This is a genomic window from Pseudomonas sp. IT-P260 (genome assembly GCF_949768395.1).
Classification (GTDB): Bacteria; Pseudomonadota; Gammaproteobacteria; order Pseudomonadales; family Pseudomonadaceae; genus Aquipseudomonas; species Aquipseudomonas parakoreensis.
The window spans coordinates 794,620-810,998 of record NZ_CATKPO010000011.1; the positions used below are offsets into that span (position 1 = coordinate 794,620).

The 16,379-nt window shown below is 58.8% G+C and carries 18 protein-coding genes; 9 read left to right on the forward strand and 9 right to left on the reverse strand.

Annotated features, from left to right (window positions below; genetic code table 11):
• The first annotated feature begins 263 nt into the window (after window positions 1-263).
• The 4 genes from ACM6HV_RS10460 to ACM6HV_RS10475 all read left to right on the forward strand — a co-directional run bounded on the left by ACM6HV_RS10460 (window position 264) and on the right by ACM6HV_RS10475 (window position 3,575).
• Window positions 264-857 carry an aminodeoxychorismate/anthranilate synthase component II gene (locus ACM6HV_RS10460; RefSeq protein WP_198758988.1) on the forward strand — a complete coding sequence of 198 codons (594 nt, stop codon included), beginning with the start codon at window positions 264-266 and terminating at the stop codon, window positions 855-857.
• Window positions 858-865: 8 nt separating this feature from the next.
• Window positions 866-1,915, forward strand: coding sequence for an anthranilate phosphoribosyltransferase (gene trpD, locus ACM6HV_RS10465; protein WP_047296957.1), 1,050 nt, complete (start codon window positions 866-868; stop codon window positions 1,913-1,915).
• On the forward strand, window positions 1,912-2,748 hold the full coding sequence (gene trpC, locus ACM6HV_RS10470; RefSeq protein ID WP_041070123.1) for an indole-3-glycerol phosphate synthase TrpC: 837 nt from the start codon (window positions 1,912-1,914) through the stop codon (window positions 2,746-2,748). The genes trpD and trpC overlap by 4 nt, the downstream gene beginning before the upstream one ends.
• A 125-nt stretch (window positions 2,749-2,873) precedes the next feature.
• On the forward strand, window positions 2,874-3,575 hold the full coding sequence (locus ACM6HV_RS10475) for a biotin/lipoate A/B protein ligase family protein (protein WP_414904138.1): 702 nt from the start codon (window positions 2,874-2,876) through the stop codon (window positions 3,573-3,575).
• A 10-nt stretch (window positions 3,576-3,585) separates the two neighbouring features.
• Here the strand turns inward: ACM6HV_RS10475 and crp are convergent, their stop codons facing one another.
• Entirely contained in the window at window positions 3,586-4,230 is a 645-nt protein-coding gene (gene crp / locus ACM6HV_RS10480; protein ID WP_007966430.1) for a cAMP-activated global transcriptional regulator CRP, read from the reverse strand.
• A 239-nt stretch (window positions 4,231-4,469) separates the two neighbouring features.
• Here crp and ACM6HV_RS10485 point away from each other — a divergent pair, with 239 nt between their 5' ends.
• Complete coding sequence (locus ACM6HV_RS10485; protein WP_016772921.1) at window positions 4,470-4,892, forward strand: OsmC family protein; 423 nt, start codon at window positions 4,470-4,472, stop codon at window positions 4,890-4,892.
• A 237-nt stretch (window positions 4,893-5,129) separates the two neighbouring features.
• Entirely contained in the window at window positions 5,130-5,924 is a 795-nt protein-coding gene (gene speD, locus ACM6HV_RS10490; RefSeq protein ID WP_027610737.1) for an adenosylmethionine decarboxylase, read from the forward strand.
• Window positions 5,925-6,033: 109 nt separating this feature from the next.
• Here the strand turns inward: speD and coq7 are convergent, their stop codons facing one another.
• The 6 genes from coq7 to hemJ all read right to left on the reverse strand — a co-directional run bounded on the left by coq7 (window position 6,034) and on the right by hemJ (window position 10,603).
• Window positions 6,034-6,681, reverse strand: coding sequence for a 2-polyprenyl-3-methyl-6-methoxy-1,4-benzoquinone monooxygenase (coq7, locus tag ACM6HV_RS10495; RefSeq protein ID WP_064589477.1), 648 nt, complete (start codon window positions 6,679-6,681; stop codon window positions 6,034-6,036).
• Between the two features lie 194 nt (window positions 6,682-6,875).
• A complete protein-coding gene (locus ACM6HV_RS10500; protein ID WP_003228789.1) occupies window positions 6,876-7,214 on the reverse strand; it encodes a histidine triad nucleotide-binding protein in 339 nt (112 codons plus the stop codon).
• Window positions 7,215-7,294: 80 nt separating this feature from the next.
• The gene (locus tag ACM6HV_RS10505; protein ID WP_041070136.1) at window positions 7,295-8,083 is read right to left on the reverse strand and encodes an SDR family NAD(P)-dependent oxidoreductase; all 789 of its coding nucleotides are present in this window, start codon (window positions 8,081-8,083) and stop codon (window positions 7,295-7,297) included.
• 61 nt (window positions 8,084-8,144) lie between these two features.
• On the reverse strand, window positions 8,145-9,092 hold the full coding sequence (locus ACM6HV_RS10510) for a DUF805 domain-containing protein (protein ID WP_145593486.1): 948 nt from the start codon (window positions 9,090-9,092) through the stop codon (window positions 8,145-8,147).
• Window positions 9,093-9,171: 79 nt separating this feature from the next.
• Window positions 9,172-10,140 carry an NAD(P)H-dependent flavin oxidoreductase gene (locus tag ACM6HV_RS10515; protein ID WP_108183970.1) on the reverse strand — a complete coding sequence of 323 codons (969 nt, stop codon included), beginning with the start codon at window positions 10,138-10,140 and terminating at the stop codon, window positions 9,172-9,174.
• Window positions 10,141-10,174: 34 nt separating this feature from the next.
• Window positions 10,175-10,603 (reverse strand): protoporphyrinogen oxidase HemJ, encoded by a 429-nt coding sequence (gene hemJ, locus ACM6HV_RS10520; protein WP_414904140.1) that lies wholly within the window; start codon window positions 10,601-10,603, stop codon window positions 10,175-10,177.
• 135 nt (window positions 10,604-10,738) lie between these two features.
• On the opposite strand from hemJ, the gene argC reads away from it, so the two are divergent.
• Both argC and erpA read left to right on the forward strand, forming a co-directional pair.
• On the forward strand, window positions 10,739-11,773 hold the full coding sequence (argC, locus tag ACM6HV_RS10525) for an N-acetyl-gamma-glutamyl-phosphate reductase (RefSeq protein WP_414904141.1): 1,035 nt from the start codon (window positions 10,739-10,741) through the stop codon (window positions 11,771-11,773).
• A 168-nt stretch (window positions 11,774-11,941) separates the two neighbouring features.
• Entirely contained in the window at window positions 11,942-12,292 is a 351-nt protein-coding gene (gene erpA / locus ACM6HV_RS10530; RefSeq protein WP_003228776.1) for an iron-sulfur cluster insertion protein ErpA, read from the forward strand.
• A 75-nt stretch (window positions 12,293-12,367) separates the two neighbouring features.
• Here the strand turns inward: erpA and ACM6HV_RS10535 are convergent, their stop codons facing one another.
• Window positions 12,368-13,459 (reverse strand): anhydro-N-acetylmuramic acid kinase, encoded by a 1,092-nt coding sequence (locus tag ACM6HV_RS10535; protein ID WP_414904142.1) that lies wholly within the window; start codon window positions 13,457-13,459, stop codon window positions 12,368-12,370.
• A 3-nt stretch (window positions 13,460-13,462) separates the two neighbouring features.
• Window positions 13,463-14,887: a peptidoglycan DD-metalloendopeptidase family protein gene (locus tag ACM6HV_RS10540; RefSeq protein ID WP_414904143.1), complete on the reverse strand. Its 1,425-nt coding sequence runs from the start codon at window positions 14,885-14,887 to the stop codon at window positions 13,463-13,465.
• Between the two features lie 212 nt (window positions 14,888-15,099).
• Here ACM6HV_RS10540 and tyrS point away from each other — a divergent pair, with 212 nt between their 5' ends.
• Complete coding sequence (tyrS, locus tag ACM6HV_RS10545; protein WP_414904144.1) at window positions 15,100-16,299, forward strand: tyrosine--tRNA ligase; 1,200 nt, start codon at window positions 15,100-15,102, stop codon at window positions 16,297-16,299.
• The last annotated feature ends 80 nt before the right edge of the window (window positions 16,300-16,379 follow it).

The following is a 16,379-nucleotide window of genomic DNA, read 5'->3' on the forward strand; positions in this document are numbered from 1 at the left end:
TGTGCCGGAACGTATGAACGAGACCTTCCCCGTGTTGATCGTCAGCAAACTTCTGGATCAAGTCATCAAGGCACACGCCCGTTGGCGTTGGCGCGCCTGAATCTTTTCTGCCGGCCCGGCCGGATCTGTATCGCTTTGCCTTCCTTGCCCGTTTGAAATGCCGCTGTGCCGACGCCTCTTGCGCGTCCGACATCGTGCAGCGCCCTGCGGGCAAGTCATTCGAAGGCTGTCTTCAAGTCAGAATTCAAGAGGTTCGAAACGCCATGTTGCTGATGATCGACAACTACGACTCCTTTACTTACAACGTTGTGCAATACCTCGGCGAGCTGGGTGCCGAGGTCAAAGTGGTGCGCAACGACGAACTGACCGTCGCCGAAATCGAAGCGCTCAACCCCGAACGCATCGTGGTCTCGCCAGGTCCTTGCACGCCGACCGAAGCCGGCATCTCCATCGAAGCCATCAAGTACTTCGCCGGCAAACTGCCAATCCTCGGTGTCTGCCTTGGCCATCAATCGATTGGCCAGGCGTTCGGTGGCGATGTGGTGCGCGCCCGTCAGGTGATGCACGGTAAGACTAGTCCGGTATTCCACGAGGACAAGGGCGTTTTCGCCGGTCTGAATCATCCGCTGACGGTTACCCGCTACCACTCGCTGATCGTCAAGCACGATACTTTGCCCGAGTGCCTGGAACTGACCGCATGGACCCGGCACGACGACGGCTCGGTCGACGAAATCATGGGCCTGCGGCACAAGACCCTGAACATTGAGGGCGTACAGTTCCACCCTGAATCGATCCTGACCGAGCAGGGTCATGAATTGTTTGCCAACTTCCTCAAACAAACCGGCGGCACGCGCTAAGGACTCCCATGAATATCAAGACAGCCCTGAGCCGTATCGTCGAACACCTCGACCTCAGCACCGAAGAAATGCGCGACGTGATGCGCGAAATCATGACCGGCCAATGCACCGACGCACAGATCGGCGCGTTCATGATGGCCATGCGCATGAAGAGCGAGAGCATCGACGAAATCGTCGGCGCCGTGTCGGTGATGCGTGAGCTGGCCGACCAGGTCGAACTCAAGACCCTCGACGGCGTGGTCGACGTGGTCGGTACCGGCGGTGACGGTGCGAACATCTTCAACGTGTCGACGGCTTCGGCGTTCGTTGTCGCGGCAGCCGGTTGCACCGTGGCCAAGCACGGCAACCGTGCGGTGTCGGGCAAGAGCGGCAGCGCGGATTTGCTGGAGGCCGCCGGTATCTACCTGAACCTGACCCCGGTGCAGGTTGCCCGTTGCATCGACAACGTCGGCATCGGTTTCATGTTTGCCCAGACTCACCACAAAGCCATGAAGTACGCCGCCGGCCCACGCCGTGATCTTGGCTTGCGTACGCTGTTCAACATGCTCGGCCCGCTTACGAATCCGGCCGGTGTGAAACATCAGGTGGTGGGCGTGTTTACGCCCGCGTTGTGCCGGCCATTGGCCGAAGTCTTGCAGCGCCTGGGCAGTAAACATGTGTTGGTGGTGCATTCGAAGGACGGTCTGGACGAGTTCAGCCTTGCCGCGCCGACCTTCGTCGCTGAGCTGAAGAACAACGAGATCACTGAATATTGGGTCGAGCCGGAAGATCTCGGCATGAAGAGCCAGAGTTTGCACGGTCTGTCGGTCGAAGGTCCGGAAGCATCGCTGGCGTTGATCCGTGATGCGTTGGGCAAACGCAAAACCGAAAGTGGCCAGAAAGCTGCTGAAATGATCGTGCTCAATGCCGGTGCGGCGCTGTATGCCGCCGACCTGGCGACCAGTCTCAAAGAAGGCGTGGCGCTCGCGCACGACGCCCTGCACACCGGTCTCGCTCGGGAAAAACTCGAGGAGTTGGGTGCCTTTACCGCGGTATTCAAAGTGGAGAATGAGGGATGAGTGTACCGACGGTTCTGGAAAACATTCTGGCGCGCAAAGTCCAGGAAGTCGCCGAGCGCAGCGCTCGCGTCAGCCTGAGCGAGCTGGAAAGTCTGGCCAAGGCGGCCGATGCACCCCGTGGTTTTGCCCAGGCACTGCTGGCGCAGGCCAAGAAGAAGCAACCGGCGGTGATCGCCGAAATCAAGAAGGCTTCGCCGAGCAAAGGCGTGATACGCGAGAACTTCGTGCCTGCCGATATCGCCAAGAGCTACGAGAAGGGCGGGGCGACCTGTCTTTCCGTACTGACCGATATCGACTACTTCCAGGGCGCTGATATCTACCTGCAACAGGCCCGCGCTGCGTGCAAATTGCCGGTGATCCGCAAGGACTTCATGATCGATCCGTACCAGATCGTCGAAGCCCGTGCGCTGGGCGCCGACTGCGTGCTGTTGATCGTCTCCGCACTGGACGACGTGAAAATGGCCGAGCTGGCGTCGGTAGCCAAAGGTGTCGGTCTCGATGTGCTGGTGGAAGTGCACGACGGCGATGAGCTGGAGCGCGCGCTGAAAACCCTCGACACGCCACTGGTCGGGGTCAACAACCGCAACCTGCACACGTTCGACGTCAGCCTGGAAACCACCCTCGACCTGCTGCCGCGCATTCCGCGCGACCGACTGGTGATTACCGAGAGCGGCATCCTCAATCGCGCCGATGTCGAGCTGATGGAAATCAGCGATGTGTATGCGTTTCTGGTGGGCGAAGCGTTCATGCGCGCGGAAAGCCCGGGCACCGAACTGCAACGCCTGTTCTTCCCGGAACGCGGCGTACCGGTCAGTGGTTCGACCCTCGACTGACCGAGTCGACCTCATTCGCGAGCAGGCTCGCTCCCACATTGGAATGCATTTCCCCTGTGGGAGCGAGCCTGCTCGCGAAGAGGCCCTCAAAATCCCTAAAGATTCCAGATCTGCCGGAGCCCTCCATGTCGCTGCCCACCTTCCTGACCATCGAGGCCGGCCTGCAAGCCGAACAAGACTTGCTCGCTTCCGTCTGCGCCGGCGACGCCGAATTTGGTCTGCTGTTCTGGCAACCCAGCGATAACGCCTTGGTCATGCCACGCCGCCTCAATCGTCTGCCCGGTTTTGATCACGCCTGCGAAGTCTCCGCCGCTGCTGGTTGGCCAGTATTGCTGCGGGAAACCGGCGGTGAACTGGTCCCGCAGTCTCCCTCAACCATCAACATCGCACTGGTCTACGCCCCGCCCCGCAGCGAGGGCGATCTGAATCGCATCGAAACTGGCTATCGGCGTCTGTGCGATCCAATCTGTGAGTTGCTGGATGAGTTGGGCGGCACATCGTCGGTGGGCGAAATCGACGGTGCGTTCTGTGACGGCCGCTTCAACGTCAACCTCGACGGCCGCAAGATGGTCGGCACTGCCCAGCGCTGGCGCCAGAGTCAGGGCGGTCAGCGTCCGGTCGGGTTGGTGCACGGGGCGATGTTGATCGATAACGAGCGCGAGTCGATGGTCGCGGCGGTCAATCGTTTCAATGAAGCTTGCGGTCTGGAGCAGCGAGTGCGGGCTGGAAGCCACATTGCCCTGCACGAGAAGTTCGTCGCGCCAAATGCTTTGGCGCGTCTGGATGAGCTGTTTCGTCTGATGCTGGCGCAGGTCTACAGCGCCTGAGCTTGCGCGCTTAGCGAGTGCCGAAGACCACCATGGTCTTGCCTTTCACATCGACCAGGTTGCGTTCCTCAAGATCCTTGAGCACGCGACCGACCATTTCCCGCGAACAACCGACAATTCGGCCGATTTCCTGACGGGTCACCTTGATCTGCATGCCGTCCGGGTGAGTCATTGCGTCAGGCTGTTTGCACAACTCCAGCAGGCAACGGGCAACACGACCGGTAACGTCGAAGAACGCCAGATCGCCGACCTTGCGCGTGGTATTGCGCAGACGTTGTGCGATTTGTCCGCTGAGGACGTAAAGAATGTCGGGATCCTGCTGTGACAGTTCACGGAACTTCACATAGCTGATTTCGGCGATTTCACATTCAACCTTGGCCCGCACCCAGGCGCTGCGCTGCTGTTCCTGACCCGCTTGTTCAAACAAACCCAGTTCGCCAAAGAAATCCCCGGCGTTGAGGTAGGCAATGATCATTTCGCGGCCGTCGTCATCTTCAATCAGGATCGTCACCGAGCCCTTGATGATGAAGTACAGCGTGTCCGAGCGATCGCCGGCGCAGATGATGTTGCTTTTGGCCGCATGGCGACGGCGCTGGCAATGCATCAACAGCTTGTCGAGGTTTTTGATTTTGGGTGTGGGGGTAATAGCAACCATGGTTGTATCCCGAAAAGACTGCACGGTGATGTTTGATTTTTATATGAGGCGCTGAAGGCGGTCGCTACACAGGCTGACAATTGGCGCCAGCGAATTGGCGCCAGCTTACCAGACACTTCGTCGAAAATTCGAGAAATTACCTACGCAGCTTAGGCATCCTTCCCAGGAACGCCGGGCGCTGTCAGAGCAAAGGCCTGTGCTAAGCTGGCGACCCTTTTTTCTACAGTGGAGTCTTGGCGATGAAGGCACGCATCCAATGGGCTGGCGAAGCCATGTTCCTCGGCGAATCCGGTAGCGGTCATGTCGTGGTGATGGACGGCCCGCCCGACGCCGGTGGTCGTAATCTGGGTGTTCGCCCGATGGAAATGCTCCTGCTGGGCGTGGGTGGTTGCAGCAACTTCGACGTGGTCAGCATCCTGAAGAAGTCGCGTCAGGCGGTCGAAAGCTGCGAAGCGTTCCTCGACGCCGAGCGCGCGACCGAAGACCCGAAGGTGTTCACCAAGATCCACATGCACTTCGTGGTCAAGGGCCGGGGCCTGAAAGAAGCCCAGGTCAAACGCGCCATCGAACTGTCTGCCGAGAAGTATTGCTCGGCCTCGATCATGCTCGGCGCGGCCGGCGTGGCGATCACTCATGATTATGAAATCGTCGAACTCGGTTGAACCGACATTCAACTATCATAAAAGCAGTGCAGACTCTGGCGATCCCTCGCTGACGTCTGCATAATGCGCCACTTTTTTCAGGGCAGTGATCGGTCAGCCGACGGGTCATCCGCCTGAACAGATAACCAAAATCGCCATCGCGAAGAGGTGTTAACCGTCCTACGCAGGTGCGTTGTTCGCACTTGACGGGCATGCTTGATCACGCGGCTGTGCCGCATACATAGAGAGTTTTTAACGGTGAAAAGCAAACTCAAGCTCCACGGGTTCAATAACCTGACAAAGACCTTGAGCTTCAACATCTATGACATCTGCTACGCGGAAACCCCGCAAGACCAGCAGGCTTACGTCGAGTACATCAATCAAGAGTACAACGCCGAACGTCTGACGCAGATTCTCACGGAAGTTGTCGAAATCATTGGTGCCAACATTCTGAACATCGCGAGTCAGAACTATGAGCCTCAGGGTGCCAGCGTCACGATTCTGATCTCGGAAGAGCCGGTGACCCCGACTGACAGCCAGATCGAAGAGTCCCCGGGTCCATTGCCCGAAATCATTCTTGCCCACCTCGACAAGAGCCACATCACGGTGCATACCTATCCGGAAATCCATCCGGACGCCGGTATCGCGACGTTCCGTGTGGACATCGACGTGTCGACCTGTGGTGTCATTTCACCGCTTAAAGCGCTCAACTTCCTCATTCACCAGTTCGATTCGGACATCGTGACTGTGGATTACCGTGTGCGCGGTTTCACCCGTGACGTTGAAGGCAACAAGCACTTCATCGACCACGAGATCAACTCGATCCAGAACTACCTTTCCGAAGACACTCGCGACGCGTACCAGATGACCGACGTGAACGTGTACCAGGAAAACCTGTTCCACACCAAAATGCTGCTGAAGAACTTCGAGCTGGATAACTACCTGTTCGGCGACGCCACCAGCAACCTGTCCTCCGAGCAGCGTGCTCAGGTGACCGAGCGTGTGAAACACGAAATGCTGGAAATCTTCTACGCGCGCAACATGCCGGCGTAAGATTCCCGGGCACAAAAAAGGCGACTTCGGTCGCCTTTTTTAATGTCCGCCGGATGCCCCTGAAGGAGCGAGCCTGCTCGCGAAGGGGCCTGTTGCAGCAATACAGATCTCAGATCCGATAAGTGCTCTTGGTCATCACCTTCGCCAACAGACTCATCCCGAACTTCACCGGCGCCGGAAAACGGAAACCGCCCGCATCCAGTGCGCTCTCCGCATGATGTTCTTCATCAATGCGCATCTGCTGCAAGATTGCCCGGGACTTCTCGTCTTCTGCCGGCAATTGCTCCAGGTGCTCGTTCAGGTGCTTGCACACTTGATGTTCGGTGGCTGCGACGAAGCCGAGGCTGACCTTGTCGCTGATCAGGCCGGCCACGGCGCCAATACCGAACGACATCCCGTAGAACAGCGGATTGAGTACGCTGGTGTGACTGCCCAGTTGATGGATGCGCTGCTCGCACCACACCAGATGGTCGATTTCCTCTTCGGCGGCATGCTCCATGGCGGCACGCACCTGCGGCAACTTGGCGGTCAGCGCCTGACCTTGGTACAGCGCTTGGGCGCACACTTCACCAGTGTGGTTGATGCGCATCAGGCCGGCGACGTGGCGAGTGTCTTCATCGCTCATCTGCGCTTCCGGCTGCACAATCGCTGGCGACGGACGGTACGGCTGACCACTGAAGGGCAGCAGGGTACGCATCGCGGCATCGGCTTGCAGCAGAAGACGGTCAATCGGCGAGTAGTGACGTTGGGTAGTCATGCTGACCTCCGGGAAAAATCTCGACCGCCAGTTTAACTGAATCGGCCGGGGAAGGTTTGCGCTGGGTCATTTGCCACGCAGTCATGCTTTTTGTGGGAGCGGGCTTGCTCGCGAAGACGTCGGCACATTCAAAATATCAGTGCCAGACAATCCGCTTTCGCGAGCAAGCCCGCTCCCACAGGGTTTCCGCTGAATCAGCCCGGCGGCCAGTTCATCTGGCGCTGACCGAGTACATGCATATGAATGTGATAGACGGTCTGCCCACCTTTTTCATTGCAGTTCATCACCACCCGGAAGCCTTCCTCGCAGCCCAGTTCCAGCGCCAGACGCTGGGCGGTGAACAGGATGTGTCCGGCCAGTGCCTTGTCGTCTTCGGTCAGGTCGTTGAGGGTGCGCACCGGTTTCTTCGGGATCACCAGAAAGTGCACCGGTGCCTGAGGGGCGATGTCGTGGAACGCCAGAACCTGGTCGTCTTCGTAAATGATCTTGGCCGGGATTTCCCGGTTAATGATCTTGGTGAACAGAGTATCCACTGCTGTTTTCTCCGTTGTGGGGGCTGGCCTGAGTGTACTCATGGGAAATGACCGCGCCCAGTGATTTGCCGTAGGACCGTTCAGCGCGGGCAGTAAGCCTTGTTGACCATGCCGACGAGGGTGCGATTGAGCCAGCGCGAGCCGAGGCGCGGCAGGAACGCCAGCCAGCGGTTGCGTCGTCCCGGGATAATGATTGCGCGGTTTTTCTCCAGCGCACGCACGGTGTACAGCGCGACTTCCTCGGGGCTCATCAGCAGTTTGCTGTCCTTGAGTTTGTCGCTGTTGAGCTGCGCGGTGCGGAAAAATGCGGTGCGGGTCGGGCCGGGGCAGAGCACCGAAACCTTGACCGCGCTCTGTTTCAGTTCAACCCGCAGCGCTTCGGAGAAGTGCAGAACGTAAGCCTTGCTGGCGTAGTAAGTGCTCATCCACGGACCGGGATTGAACGCCGCCACTGAGGCGACGTTGAGGATCTGCCCGCCGCCCTGCAGCGCCATGCTGTTGCCGATGGCATGGCACAGACGGGTGAGGGCGAGGATGTTGACTTCGATCAGGTCCTGCTCGGTCATCCAGTCCTGGGCGAGGAACGGGCCGCAGGTACCGATGCCGGCGCAATTGACCAGCAGATCGATCTGCCGGTCGCCTTCTTCCAGCTCCAGCAGGAAGCCGGACAGACGCAATGGCTCGCCCAGATCGCAGGCGCGGAACAACACTTCCACGCCAAAGCGCTGGGTCAGTTCGATCGCGATACTTTCCAGCTGATCACGCTGGCGAGCCACCAGAATCAAGCTGCGGCCGCGTCGGGCCAGCGCTTCGGCCATGGCCAGGCCGATGCCGCTGGAGGCGCCGGTGATCAGAGCGTAACGGGTCATGCATTTCTCCATCGCAACAGCCCCGCGCCAGCGACGCAGGTGTCACGGCGGGGAGCGTTGTTCATTCTTTCGCAGAGTCTACAGGGGCCGGGGGCGCTTCGGCTGCATCGTCCACGGAATTCGCAGGTTCAGTTTCGACCTCGACTTCATCGGTGGTGACCGAGCCGCTTTCATAGCTGCTCTCAAGGTTGGTTTCATATTCTTGCTGAATGGCCGAAATACCGCCGAGCATGCCGCCGGCAAATACCAGGGCGAAGAACACGATCCACAACGAGCACAGTACTTTGACCGCGGTGCTGTTGGGCGGTGGCGGCGGGCCGTAGCGGTTGGCCCCGGTGTTGCCCGGCACGACCATGATCACCAGCGGGAAGAAGCTGCCCACGAACGGCACCAGATTCAGTAGCCAGAGCCAGCCGGACCAGCCGATGTCGTGCAGGCGCTGCACGCTGAACAGAATGCTGACAATGATGAAACCGAGGAACAGGAAGAACGCGAATAGCCCGCCGATGATCAGGCCGGTGGTGGAGTCGCCACTGACCAGTCCGAGCCCGATAAACGCGAATATCGCCACGATCGGCAGAGTCACCAGGCTCAGGACCATGGTCCAGGCCAGAAAGCGCAGGCGACCGATCCGGCCCTCAACGCTGAAGGGCTTGAGCACCGCGAATGCCGGCAGGTTTTCGCCGACGTTGGCCTGAGGGGGCGCATAGGGTGATGCAGGTTCGTTGAAGGTCGCCGGTTGCTCATGCACGTCCGACAGACTCAGTTCAATCGCCGTTTCGCTTTCGATCCGTGCATCGATCCCGGTCTTGTTCAGTGCTTGCAGATAGGTTTGCGCATCGCTGTAGGTCAGGTCGCGTTTGAGGGCGACGGTGCTGCCGTTGAACAGGCGTTCGATGGCAGCGACATCGCTTTTGAACAGAGCCGCCAGGTTGAGCTTGGCGGTGGTGAGATCGACACCGGGCTGTAGAGCTCCGTCGAAAACGATCTTGTAACGAGGTTCGCTCATGGCCGGGGCATCCTTGTCGCGAATGAATTGAAGGTCAGCAAGTGTAAGGCCAGTCACTCGAAGACTGGCCTGATTTTTCTCAGCGTGGCCAACGCTTCGGCAACTGCGCCGCATGCTCCAGCGCCTGACGATATTCCGCGTCGAGCCGGGCGATCAACTGATCCACGCTCGGCAGATCGTCAATCTGGCCAACGCCCTGGCCGGCCGACCATACGGTTTTCCAGGCCTTGGCTTCGTCGTTGATCGGTTTGAGCTTGTCGCCAAAATTGACTTCGCCCTTGCCCTGCAGTGCGGCCATGTCGAAACCAGCAGCTTCCAGGCTTTGGCGCATGAAGCTCGCCGGTACGCCAGAGACCGCAGGCGTATGAATGATGTCCGCCGCTTTGGCTGTCAGCAGCATGTCCTTGTAGGCGTCAGGCGCATGGCTTTCGGTGGTGCCGATAAATCGCGTGCCGAAGTAGGCCAGATCCGCACCAAGCAGCTGTGCAGCCAAAATCTCATGGCCGTGGTTCAGGCATCCTGCAAGCAGCAGGGTTTTATCGAAGAATTCACGGATCTCGGCGATCAGCGCAAACGGGCTCCAGGTGCCGGCATGGCCACCGGCACCCGCCGCAACCGCAATCAAACCGTCGACTCCGGCTTCGGCGGCTTTCTCGGCATGCCGGCGCGTGGTCACGTCGTGGAACACCAGGCCGCCGTAGCTGTGCACGGCATCGACCAGTTCCTTCACCGCACCGAGGCTGGTGATGACAATCGGCACCTTGTGCTCGACGCAGATGTTCAGATCCGCCTGCAAGCGCGGATTGCTGTTGTGCACGATCAGATTCACGGCATACGGCGCCGGGTTGTCCAGTGTCGCCAGGCCCGCTTCAATCTGCTCCAGCCAGGCCTTGAAGCCGCTGCTTTCACGCTGGTTGAGCGCCGGGAAGCTGCCGACCACACCGTTACGGCAGCAGGCGAGCACCAGCTCCGGGTTGGAGATCAGGAACATCGGCGCCGCCACTACCGGCAAGCGCAGACGTTGTTCGAGCAGAGCGGGCAGCGACATTGGAAATCCCCCGAGGTGTGATGCTGTTATGAAGTTAGAACGGCTTGACCACGACCAGAATTACGATAGCCAGCAATATCAGAACCGGCACTTCATTGAACCAGCGATAAAAGACATGGCTGCGGGTGTTTTCGCCACGGGCGAAGCGTTTTACCTGCGCGCCGCACATGTGGTGGTAGCCGATCAGCAGAACCACCAGGGTCAGCTTGGCGTGAATCCAGCCGCCCACACTGAAGATGCCTGGATTGAGGTAGATCAGCCAGCCGCCGAAGATCAGCGTGGCGATCATCGCCGGACCCATGATGCCGCGATACAGCTTGCGCTCCATGAGGCTGAAGCGTTCCTTGCTGATCGTATCTTCACTTTGCGCGTGATAAACGAACAGCCGCGGCAAGTAGAACAGCCCGGCAAACCAGCAGACGACGCTGACGATGTGAAACGCTTTGATCCATAGATAGAGCATTTTTGGTTATTCCCAGGTTCACGGTAGCCGGGATAGTAGAGGCTTGAGCGTCCGCACGTCACCTTGATGGTTGTCGCAGGGGCGCGCGGCCCCTATTATCGACGGCTTTCCAGTGGGTTCGTTGAGGGCAGGTTTATGGTCAAGGTCGGTATCGTCGGCGGCACGGGTTACACCGGTGTCGAACTGCTGCGTCTGTTGGCACAGCATCCGCAGGCAGAAGTGGTGGTGATCACTTCCCGATCCGAGGCCGGTCTGGCCGTGGCTGACATGTACCCGAACCTGCGCGGTCACTACGACGGTCTGGCGTTCAGCGTGCCGGACATCAAAACCCTGGGCGCGTGTGATGTGGTGTTCTTCGCCACACCGCACGGCGTTGCTCATACGTTGGCCGGTGAACTGCTGGCTGCGGGCACCAAGGTCATCGACCTGTCCGCGGACTTCCGTCTGCAGGACGCTGAAGAATGGGCGAAATGGTACGGCCAGCCACACGGCGCGCCCGAGTTGCTGGACGAGGCGGTCTACGGCCTGCCGGAAGTCAATCGCGAGCAGATCAAGAAGGCGCGTCTGATCGCTGTGCCGGGTTGCTACCCAACCGCTACGCAGTTGGGTTTCCTGCCGCTGCTTGAAGCGGGTCTGGCTGACACTTCGCGGCTGATCGCCGACTGCAAATCCGGTGTCAGCGGTGCCGGTCGCGGCGCATCTGTAGGCTCGCTGTACTCTGAGACGTCGGAAAGCATGAAGGCTTATGCGGTCAAAGGTCACCGTCATCTGCCGGAAATTCGCCAGGGTCTGCGTCGCGCTGCGGGCAAGGATGTCGGTCTGACCTTCGTTCCGCACCTGACGCCGATGATCCGTGGTATTCACTCCACGCTCTACGCGACCGTGGTCGATCGTTCGGTGGATCTGCAGGCACTGTTCGAAAAACGTTATGCCAATGAGCCGTTCGTCGACGTGATGCCGGCCGGCAGCCATCCGGAAACCCGCAGCGTGCGCGGTGCCAACGTCTGCCGCATCGCTGTTCACCGCCCGCAGGACGGTGATCTGGTGGTGGTCCTGTCGGTGATCGACAACCTGGTCAAAGGCGCGTCGGGTCAGGCGGTGCAGAACATGAACATCCTGTTCGGCCTGGATGAGCGCTTCGGTTTGTCCCACGCCGGTATGCTGCCGTAACAGTTTCGGCAGTGCAGCAAAAAGGCCCGTCAAACGGGCCTTTTTGCATTCCGGGCAGTTGGTCGGGTTTATTGATATACCGTAACAATAGTTGACCGATTTTCTAGGACAAGCGGATAATGCGCGTCATCACGCATTATGGCGGCGTAACGCCGGGAGATAGTCAGCATGAGCGTCGAATCCTTCACCCCCACGGCCTTGCAATTCACTCAAGGTGCTGCGCACAAGGTGAAGAGCCTGGTCGATGAAGAGGGGAATGATCGCTTGAAGCTGCGCGTATTCGTTACGGGCGGCGGTTGTTCAGGGTTTCAGTACGGCTTCACCTTCGATGAGGATGTGGCCGAGGACGACACCATCGTCGAGCGCGAAGGCGTGAGCCTGGTGGTGGATCCGATGAGCTTCCAGTATCTGGCGGGTGCCGAAGTGGATTACCAGGAAGGTCTGGAAGGTTCGCGCTTCGTGATCAAGAACCCGAACGCCACCACTACTTGTGGTTGCGGCTCTTCGTTCTCGATCTGATCGCTCCTCGCTGCACACAACAAAACGCCGCAGAGCCTTACGGTTCTGCGGCGTTTTTTGTTGCCTGCGTTTTGCTCAGTTGGGGTAGATGGCGCCGAGTACCCGCAGACCTTTGGCGCCGGTGACGCTCGGGCGATTGGCGGCAATGCCTTCGAGGCAGCAATGGGCCAGCCAGGCGAAGGCCATGGCCTCGACCCAGTCCGGATCGACGCCGTGAGTGGCGGTGCTGGCGACGGTAGCGTCAGGCAGCAGATCGGCAAGACGTTTCATCAGCGTAGCGTTGTGAGCACCGCCGCCGCAGACCAGCATTTCCCGGGTATCGGCTTGAGCGCTTTGCAGCGACTCGACGATGGTCAGTGCCGTCAGTTCGAGCAGCGTTGCCTGAACGTTTTCAGCAGCGAAGCTCGGCAAACTTGAGAGGTGGTGCTCCAGCCACGGCAGGTTGAACACTTCCCGGCCAGTGCTCTTCGGGCCTTTGGTCACGAAGAACGGGTCGCTGAGCAGCGCTGTCAGCAAGGCGGGCTCGACCGTACCGCTGGCTGCCCACTGACCGTTGCGATCATAATTCTCACCGCGTTGCTGATGAATCCAGGCATCCATCAGCACATTTCCGGGGCCACAGTCGAAACCGGCTACAGGCCGCGTTGGCTCTATCAGGCTCAGATTGCTGAAACCGCCGACATTCAAGACTGCACGGTTACCGCTACGCTCTTCGAACAAAGCTTCATGGAAGGCTGGCACCAGCGGCGCGCCCTGGCCGCCGGCGGCCACATCGCGGCTGCGGAAGTCGCTGACCACGGTGATACCGGTCAGCTCCGTGAGAAGCGCAGGATTGCCGACCTGTACGGTGAAGCCGCGAGCGGGCTCATGGCGAATGGTCTGGCCGTGGCTGCCGATTGCACGAATGGCGTCAGGCTTGAGTTGCTGCTGATCAAGGAGGGTATGGATGCCCTGCGCGGCGAGTTTTACCCAGTGCTGTTGGGCGATCGCCGAGCGGGCAATCTCGTCGGGGCCGCTGGCGCACAAGCCAAGCAGCTCGGCGCGCAGGGATTCAGGCATGGGGATGTAGTGCGTGGCGATCAGTTTGATCGCCGAGGTTTGCTCGATCAGGGCGATGTCCAGCCCGTCGAGACTGGTGCCGGACATCACGCCGATATAAAGAGCCATGGCTTAGCGCTTGCTCGAAGCCAGCATGGTGGCCTTCTCTTGATCCATGCGCGCCATCAGCGGCTGGCTCTGCGCAAGGAAACGTGCGCGTTCGGACTTGGCGATCGGATCCGCCATCGGCAGCTTCTGGCCCAGCGGGTCGACGTGAACACCGTTGACTTGGAACTCATAGTGCAAGTGCGGTCCAGTGGACAGGCCGGTGGTGCCAATGTAACCGATCACTTGGCCCTGCTTGACGCTGCCGCCGGTTTTCACGCCTTTGGCGAAGCCTTGCATGTGGCCATACAGCGTGCGGTAGGTGTTGCCGTGCTGGATGATCACCGTGTTGCCGTAGCCACCGCGGCGGCCGGCCAGCAGCACTTTACCGTCACCGGCCGCCTTGATCGGCGTACCGCGCGGGGCTGCGTAATCGACACCTTTGTGGGCGCGGATCTTGTTGAGGATCGGGTGTTTGCGGCCCATGGAGAATTTGGAACTGATGCGGGCGAAGTCCACCGGTGTGCGGATGAATGCCTTGCGCATGCTGTTGCCATCGGCGGTGTAATAGCTGCTGTTGCCTTGTTTGTTGGTGTAACGCACGGCGGTGTAGGTCTTGCCGCGGTTGGTGAAGCGCGCCGACAGAATCGGGCCAGTACCGACGGCTTTGCCGTTGACCACTTTCTGCTCGTAGATCACGTCGAATTCGTCGCCCTGACGGATGTCCTGAGCGAAGTCGACGTCGTAGCCAAATACGCTGGCCATGTCCATGGTCAGACTGTGGGACAGGCCTGCGCGGGCAGCGGATTGTGACAGGGAGCTATTGATCACGCCGTGCACGTAAGCCGTGCGAACGGTCGGCTTGGCTGTAATGCGGTTGAATGCGTAGCCCTTGTCATTCTTGGTCAGGGTAATGGTTTCGACATCGCTGACCTTGCTGTGCAGGCTGGTCAGTTGGCCTTCCGGGTTCAGTTCGAACTCGAGCTTCTGGCCGTGCTTGAGCTGGCTGAATTGTTTGGCTTGTTTGTCGCTCGCCAGGACTTCATGCACGGCAGCGGCTGGCAGACCGACTTTCTCGAACAATGTAGAGAGCGTATCGCCTTTGGAGACAACGACTTCGCGGTGTCCTGGAGCTTTTGGTTTTTCGGCAACCGGAGCGGGCGCAGGTGCGGCTTCAGCGGTTTGCGGAGTGTCTTCGGTGCTGTTTTCGATCTGGGCGAAAGGTGAGGCTACTGGCTCATTTGTGGCTTGAGCGGCGTCAGCAGCGTCTTGATCTTGTGTCAGTTGTTCAGCAGGACTTTCCAGTTCAAGGCTCAGGGTCGTCTTTTTGGCTTCAACATCACTGGAAGGGAATACCAGGAGCGCCAGGCTGAGAAGGGCGGCGATTCCACTTGCGGCGAGCAGGTGGGTCTTCGGGTAAAGCGGTGGCGCTTTAGACGGTTCAGTGGTCATAAGTAATTTTGACTTTGAAAAAAGATGAATTGGAAAAGATGAATGACATGATGAAGATGAAATAACTGTATAAAATATAACCAAATCATCCCCGAAGCAAGTCTACAGACACCCTGTCTGCAGATTGGTGTCCGTGCGCCGGGCAAAACTTGTAATTGGTGCACGATCTTGTATGGTTGGTTCCCTTTGAATCTGAGCCTTGCGGGTCTGTTATGAAGTCGGTTGAAGAGCAGCTAGCGCTGATTAAACGTGGTGCGGAAGAACTATTGGTCGAGTCCGAGCTGATCGAGAAGCTCAAGCGCGGCCAGCCGCTGCGTATCAAGGCTGGTTTCGATCCAACCGCCCCGGATCTGCACTTGGGTCACACCGTGCTTATTAATAAGCTGCGCCAGTTCCAGGAATTGGGGCATCAGGTGATCTTCCTTATTGGTGACTTCACCGGAATGATCGGTGATCCAAGCGGCAAGAGTGCGACTCGTCCTCCTTTGACTCGCGAGCAGGTTCTGGAAAACGCCGAAACGTACAAGACTCAAGTGTTCAAGATTCTTGATCCGGCGAAAACCGAAGTTGCATTCAACTCCACCTGGATGGATCAGATGGGGCCGGCGGACTTTATTCGTCTGACTTCGCAATACACTGTCGCTCGCATGCTTGAGCGTGATGACTTCGACAAGCGTTACACCACCAATCAGCCGATCGCTATTCATGAGTTCCTCTATCCGCTGGTTCAGGGTTTTGACTCGGTTGCTCTGCGCGCGGATGTCGAGCTGGGCGGTACCGATCAGAAGTTCAACCTGCTGATGGGGCGAGAGCTGCAGCGTGGTTATGGTCAGGAAGCTCAGTGCATTCTGACCATGCCGTTGCTCGAGGGTCTGGATGGCGTGAAGAAGATGTCCAAGTCGTTGGGCAATTACGTCGGTATTCAGGAAGCGCCAGGTGTGATGTACGGCAAGCTGGTTTCGATTCCGGATGCGCTGATGTGGCGTTACTTTGAACTGCTCAGCTTCCGTTCGATGGATGAGATCAATGCCTTCCGTGCAGATGTGGAGGCGGGGGCTAACCCGCGCGACATCAAGATCAAGTTGGCGGAAGAGATTGTTGCGCGTTTCCATGGTGAAGAGGCTGCTGCCAATGCTCATCGCGCGGCCGGTAACCGTATGAAGGATGGCGAACTGCCGGATGATCTGCCGGAGATCGAGCTGGCCTCTGCTGAAGATATGCCAATAGCGGCCGTGCTTAATAAGGCAGGCCTGGTGAAGAACTCGGCAGCGGCGCGTGATCTGTTGGCTTCTGGCGGTGTGCGTGTGGATGGTGAGGTGGTTGATCGCTCCTTTATATATGTGCTGGGCGCGACCCACGTTTGCCAGGCGGGCAAGAAGGCTTTTGCACGGATCACGCTGAAAGCTGAATAAAGTTTGAAATAAGGGTTGACGGCGAATTTTAGAAGTCTATAATTCGCCCCACTTCCGGCGCAGTCGAAACGGAAAACTCC

Bases quoted from the DNA above. Each gene is read 5' to 3' on its own strand.
- ACM6HV_RS10460 (WP_198758988.1), top strand. From the start codon at position 264: ATGTTGCTGATGATCGACAACTACGACTCCTTTACTTACAACGTTGTG.
- trpD (WP_047296957.1), top strand. From the start codon at position 866: ATGAATATCAAGACAGCCCTGAGCCGTATCGTCGAACACCTCGACCTC.
- trpC (WP_041070123.1), top strand. From the start codon at position 1,912: ATGAGTGTACCGACGGTTCTGGAAAACATTCTGGCGCGCAAAGTCCAG.
- ACM6HV_RS10475 (WP_414904138.1), top strand. From the start codon at position 2,874: ATGTCGCTGCCCACCTTCCTGACCATCGAGGCCGGCCTGCAAGCCGAA.
- crp (WP_007966430.1), bottom strand. From the start codon at position 4,230: ATGGTTGCTATTACCCCCACACCCAAAATCAAAAACCTCGACAAGCTG.
- ACM6HV_RS10485 (WP_016772921.1), top strand. From the start codon at position 4,470: ATGAAGGCACGCATCCAATGGGCTGGCGAAGCCATGTTCCTCGGCGAA.
- coq7 (WP_064589477.1), bottom strand. From the start codon at position 6,681: ATGACTACCCAACGTCACTACTCGCCGATTGACCGTCTTCTGCTGCAA.
- ACM6HV_RS10505 (WP_041070136.1), bottom strand. From the start codon at position 8,083: ATGACCCGTTACGCTCTGATCACCGGCGCCTCCAGCGGCATCGGCCTG.
- ACM6HV_RS10510 (WP_145593486.1), bottom strand. From the start codon at position 9,092: ATGAGCGAACCTCGTTACAAGATCGTTTTCGACGGAGCTCTACAGCCC.
- ACM6HV_RS10515 (WP_108183970.1), bottom strand. From the start codon at position 10,140: ATGTCGCTGCCCGCTCTGCTCGAACAACGTCTGCGCTTGCCGGTAGTG.
- hemJ (WP_414904140.1), bottom strand. From the start codon at position 10,603: ATGCTCTATCTATGGATCAAAGCGTTTCACATCGTCAGCGTCGTCTGC.
- argC (WP_414904141.1), top strand. From the start codon at position 10,739: ATGGTCAAGGTCGGTATCGTCGGCGGCACGGGTTACACCGGTGTCGAA.
- erpA (WP_003228776.1), top strand. From the start codon at position 11,942: ATGAGCGTCGAATCCTTCACCCCCACGGCCTTGCAATTCACTCAAGGT.
- ACM6HV_RS10535 (WP_414904142.1), bottom strand. From the start codon at position 13,459: ATGGCTCTTTATATCGGCGTGATGTCCGGCACCAGTCTCGACGGGCTG.
- ACM6HV_RS10540 (WP_414904143.1), bottom strand. From the start codon at position 14,887: ATGACCACTGAACCGTCTAAAGCGCCACCGCTTTACCCGAAGACCCAC.
- tyrS (WP_414904144.1), top strand. From the start codon at position 15,100: ATGAAGTCGGTTGAAGAGCAGCTAGCGCTGATTAAACGTGGTGCGGAA.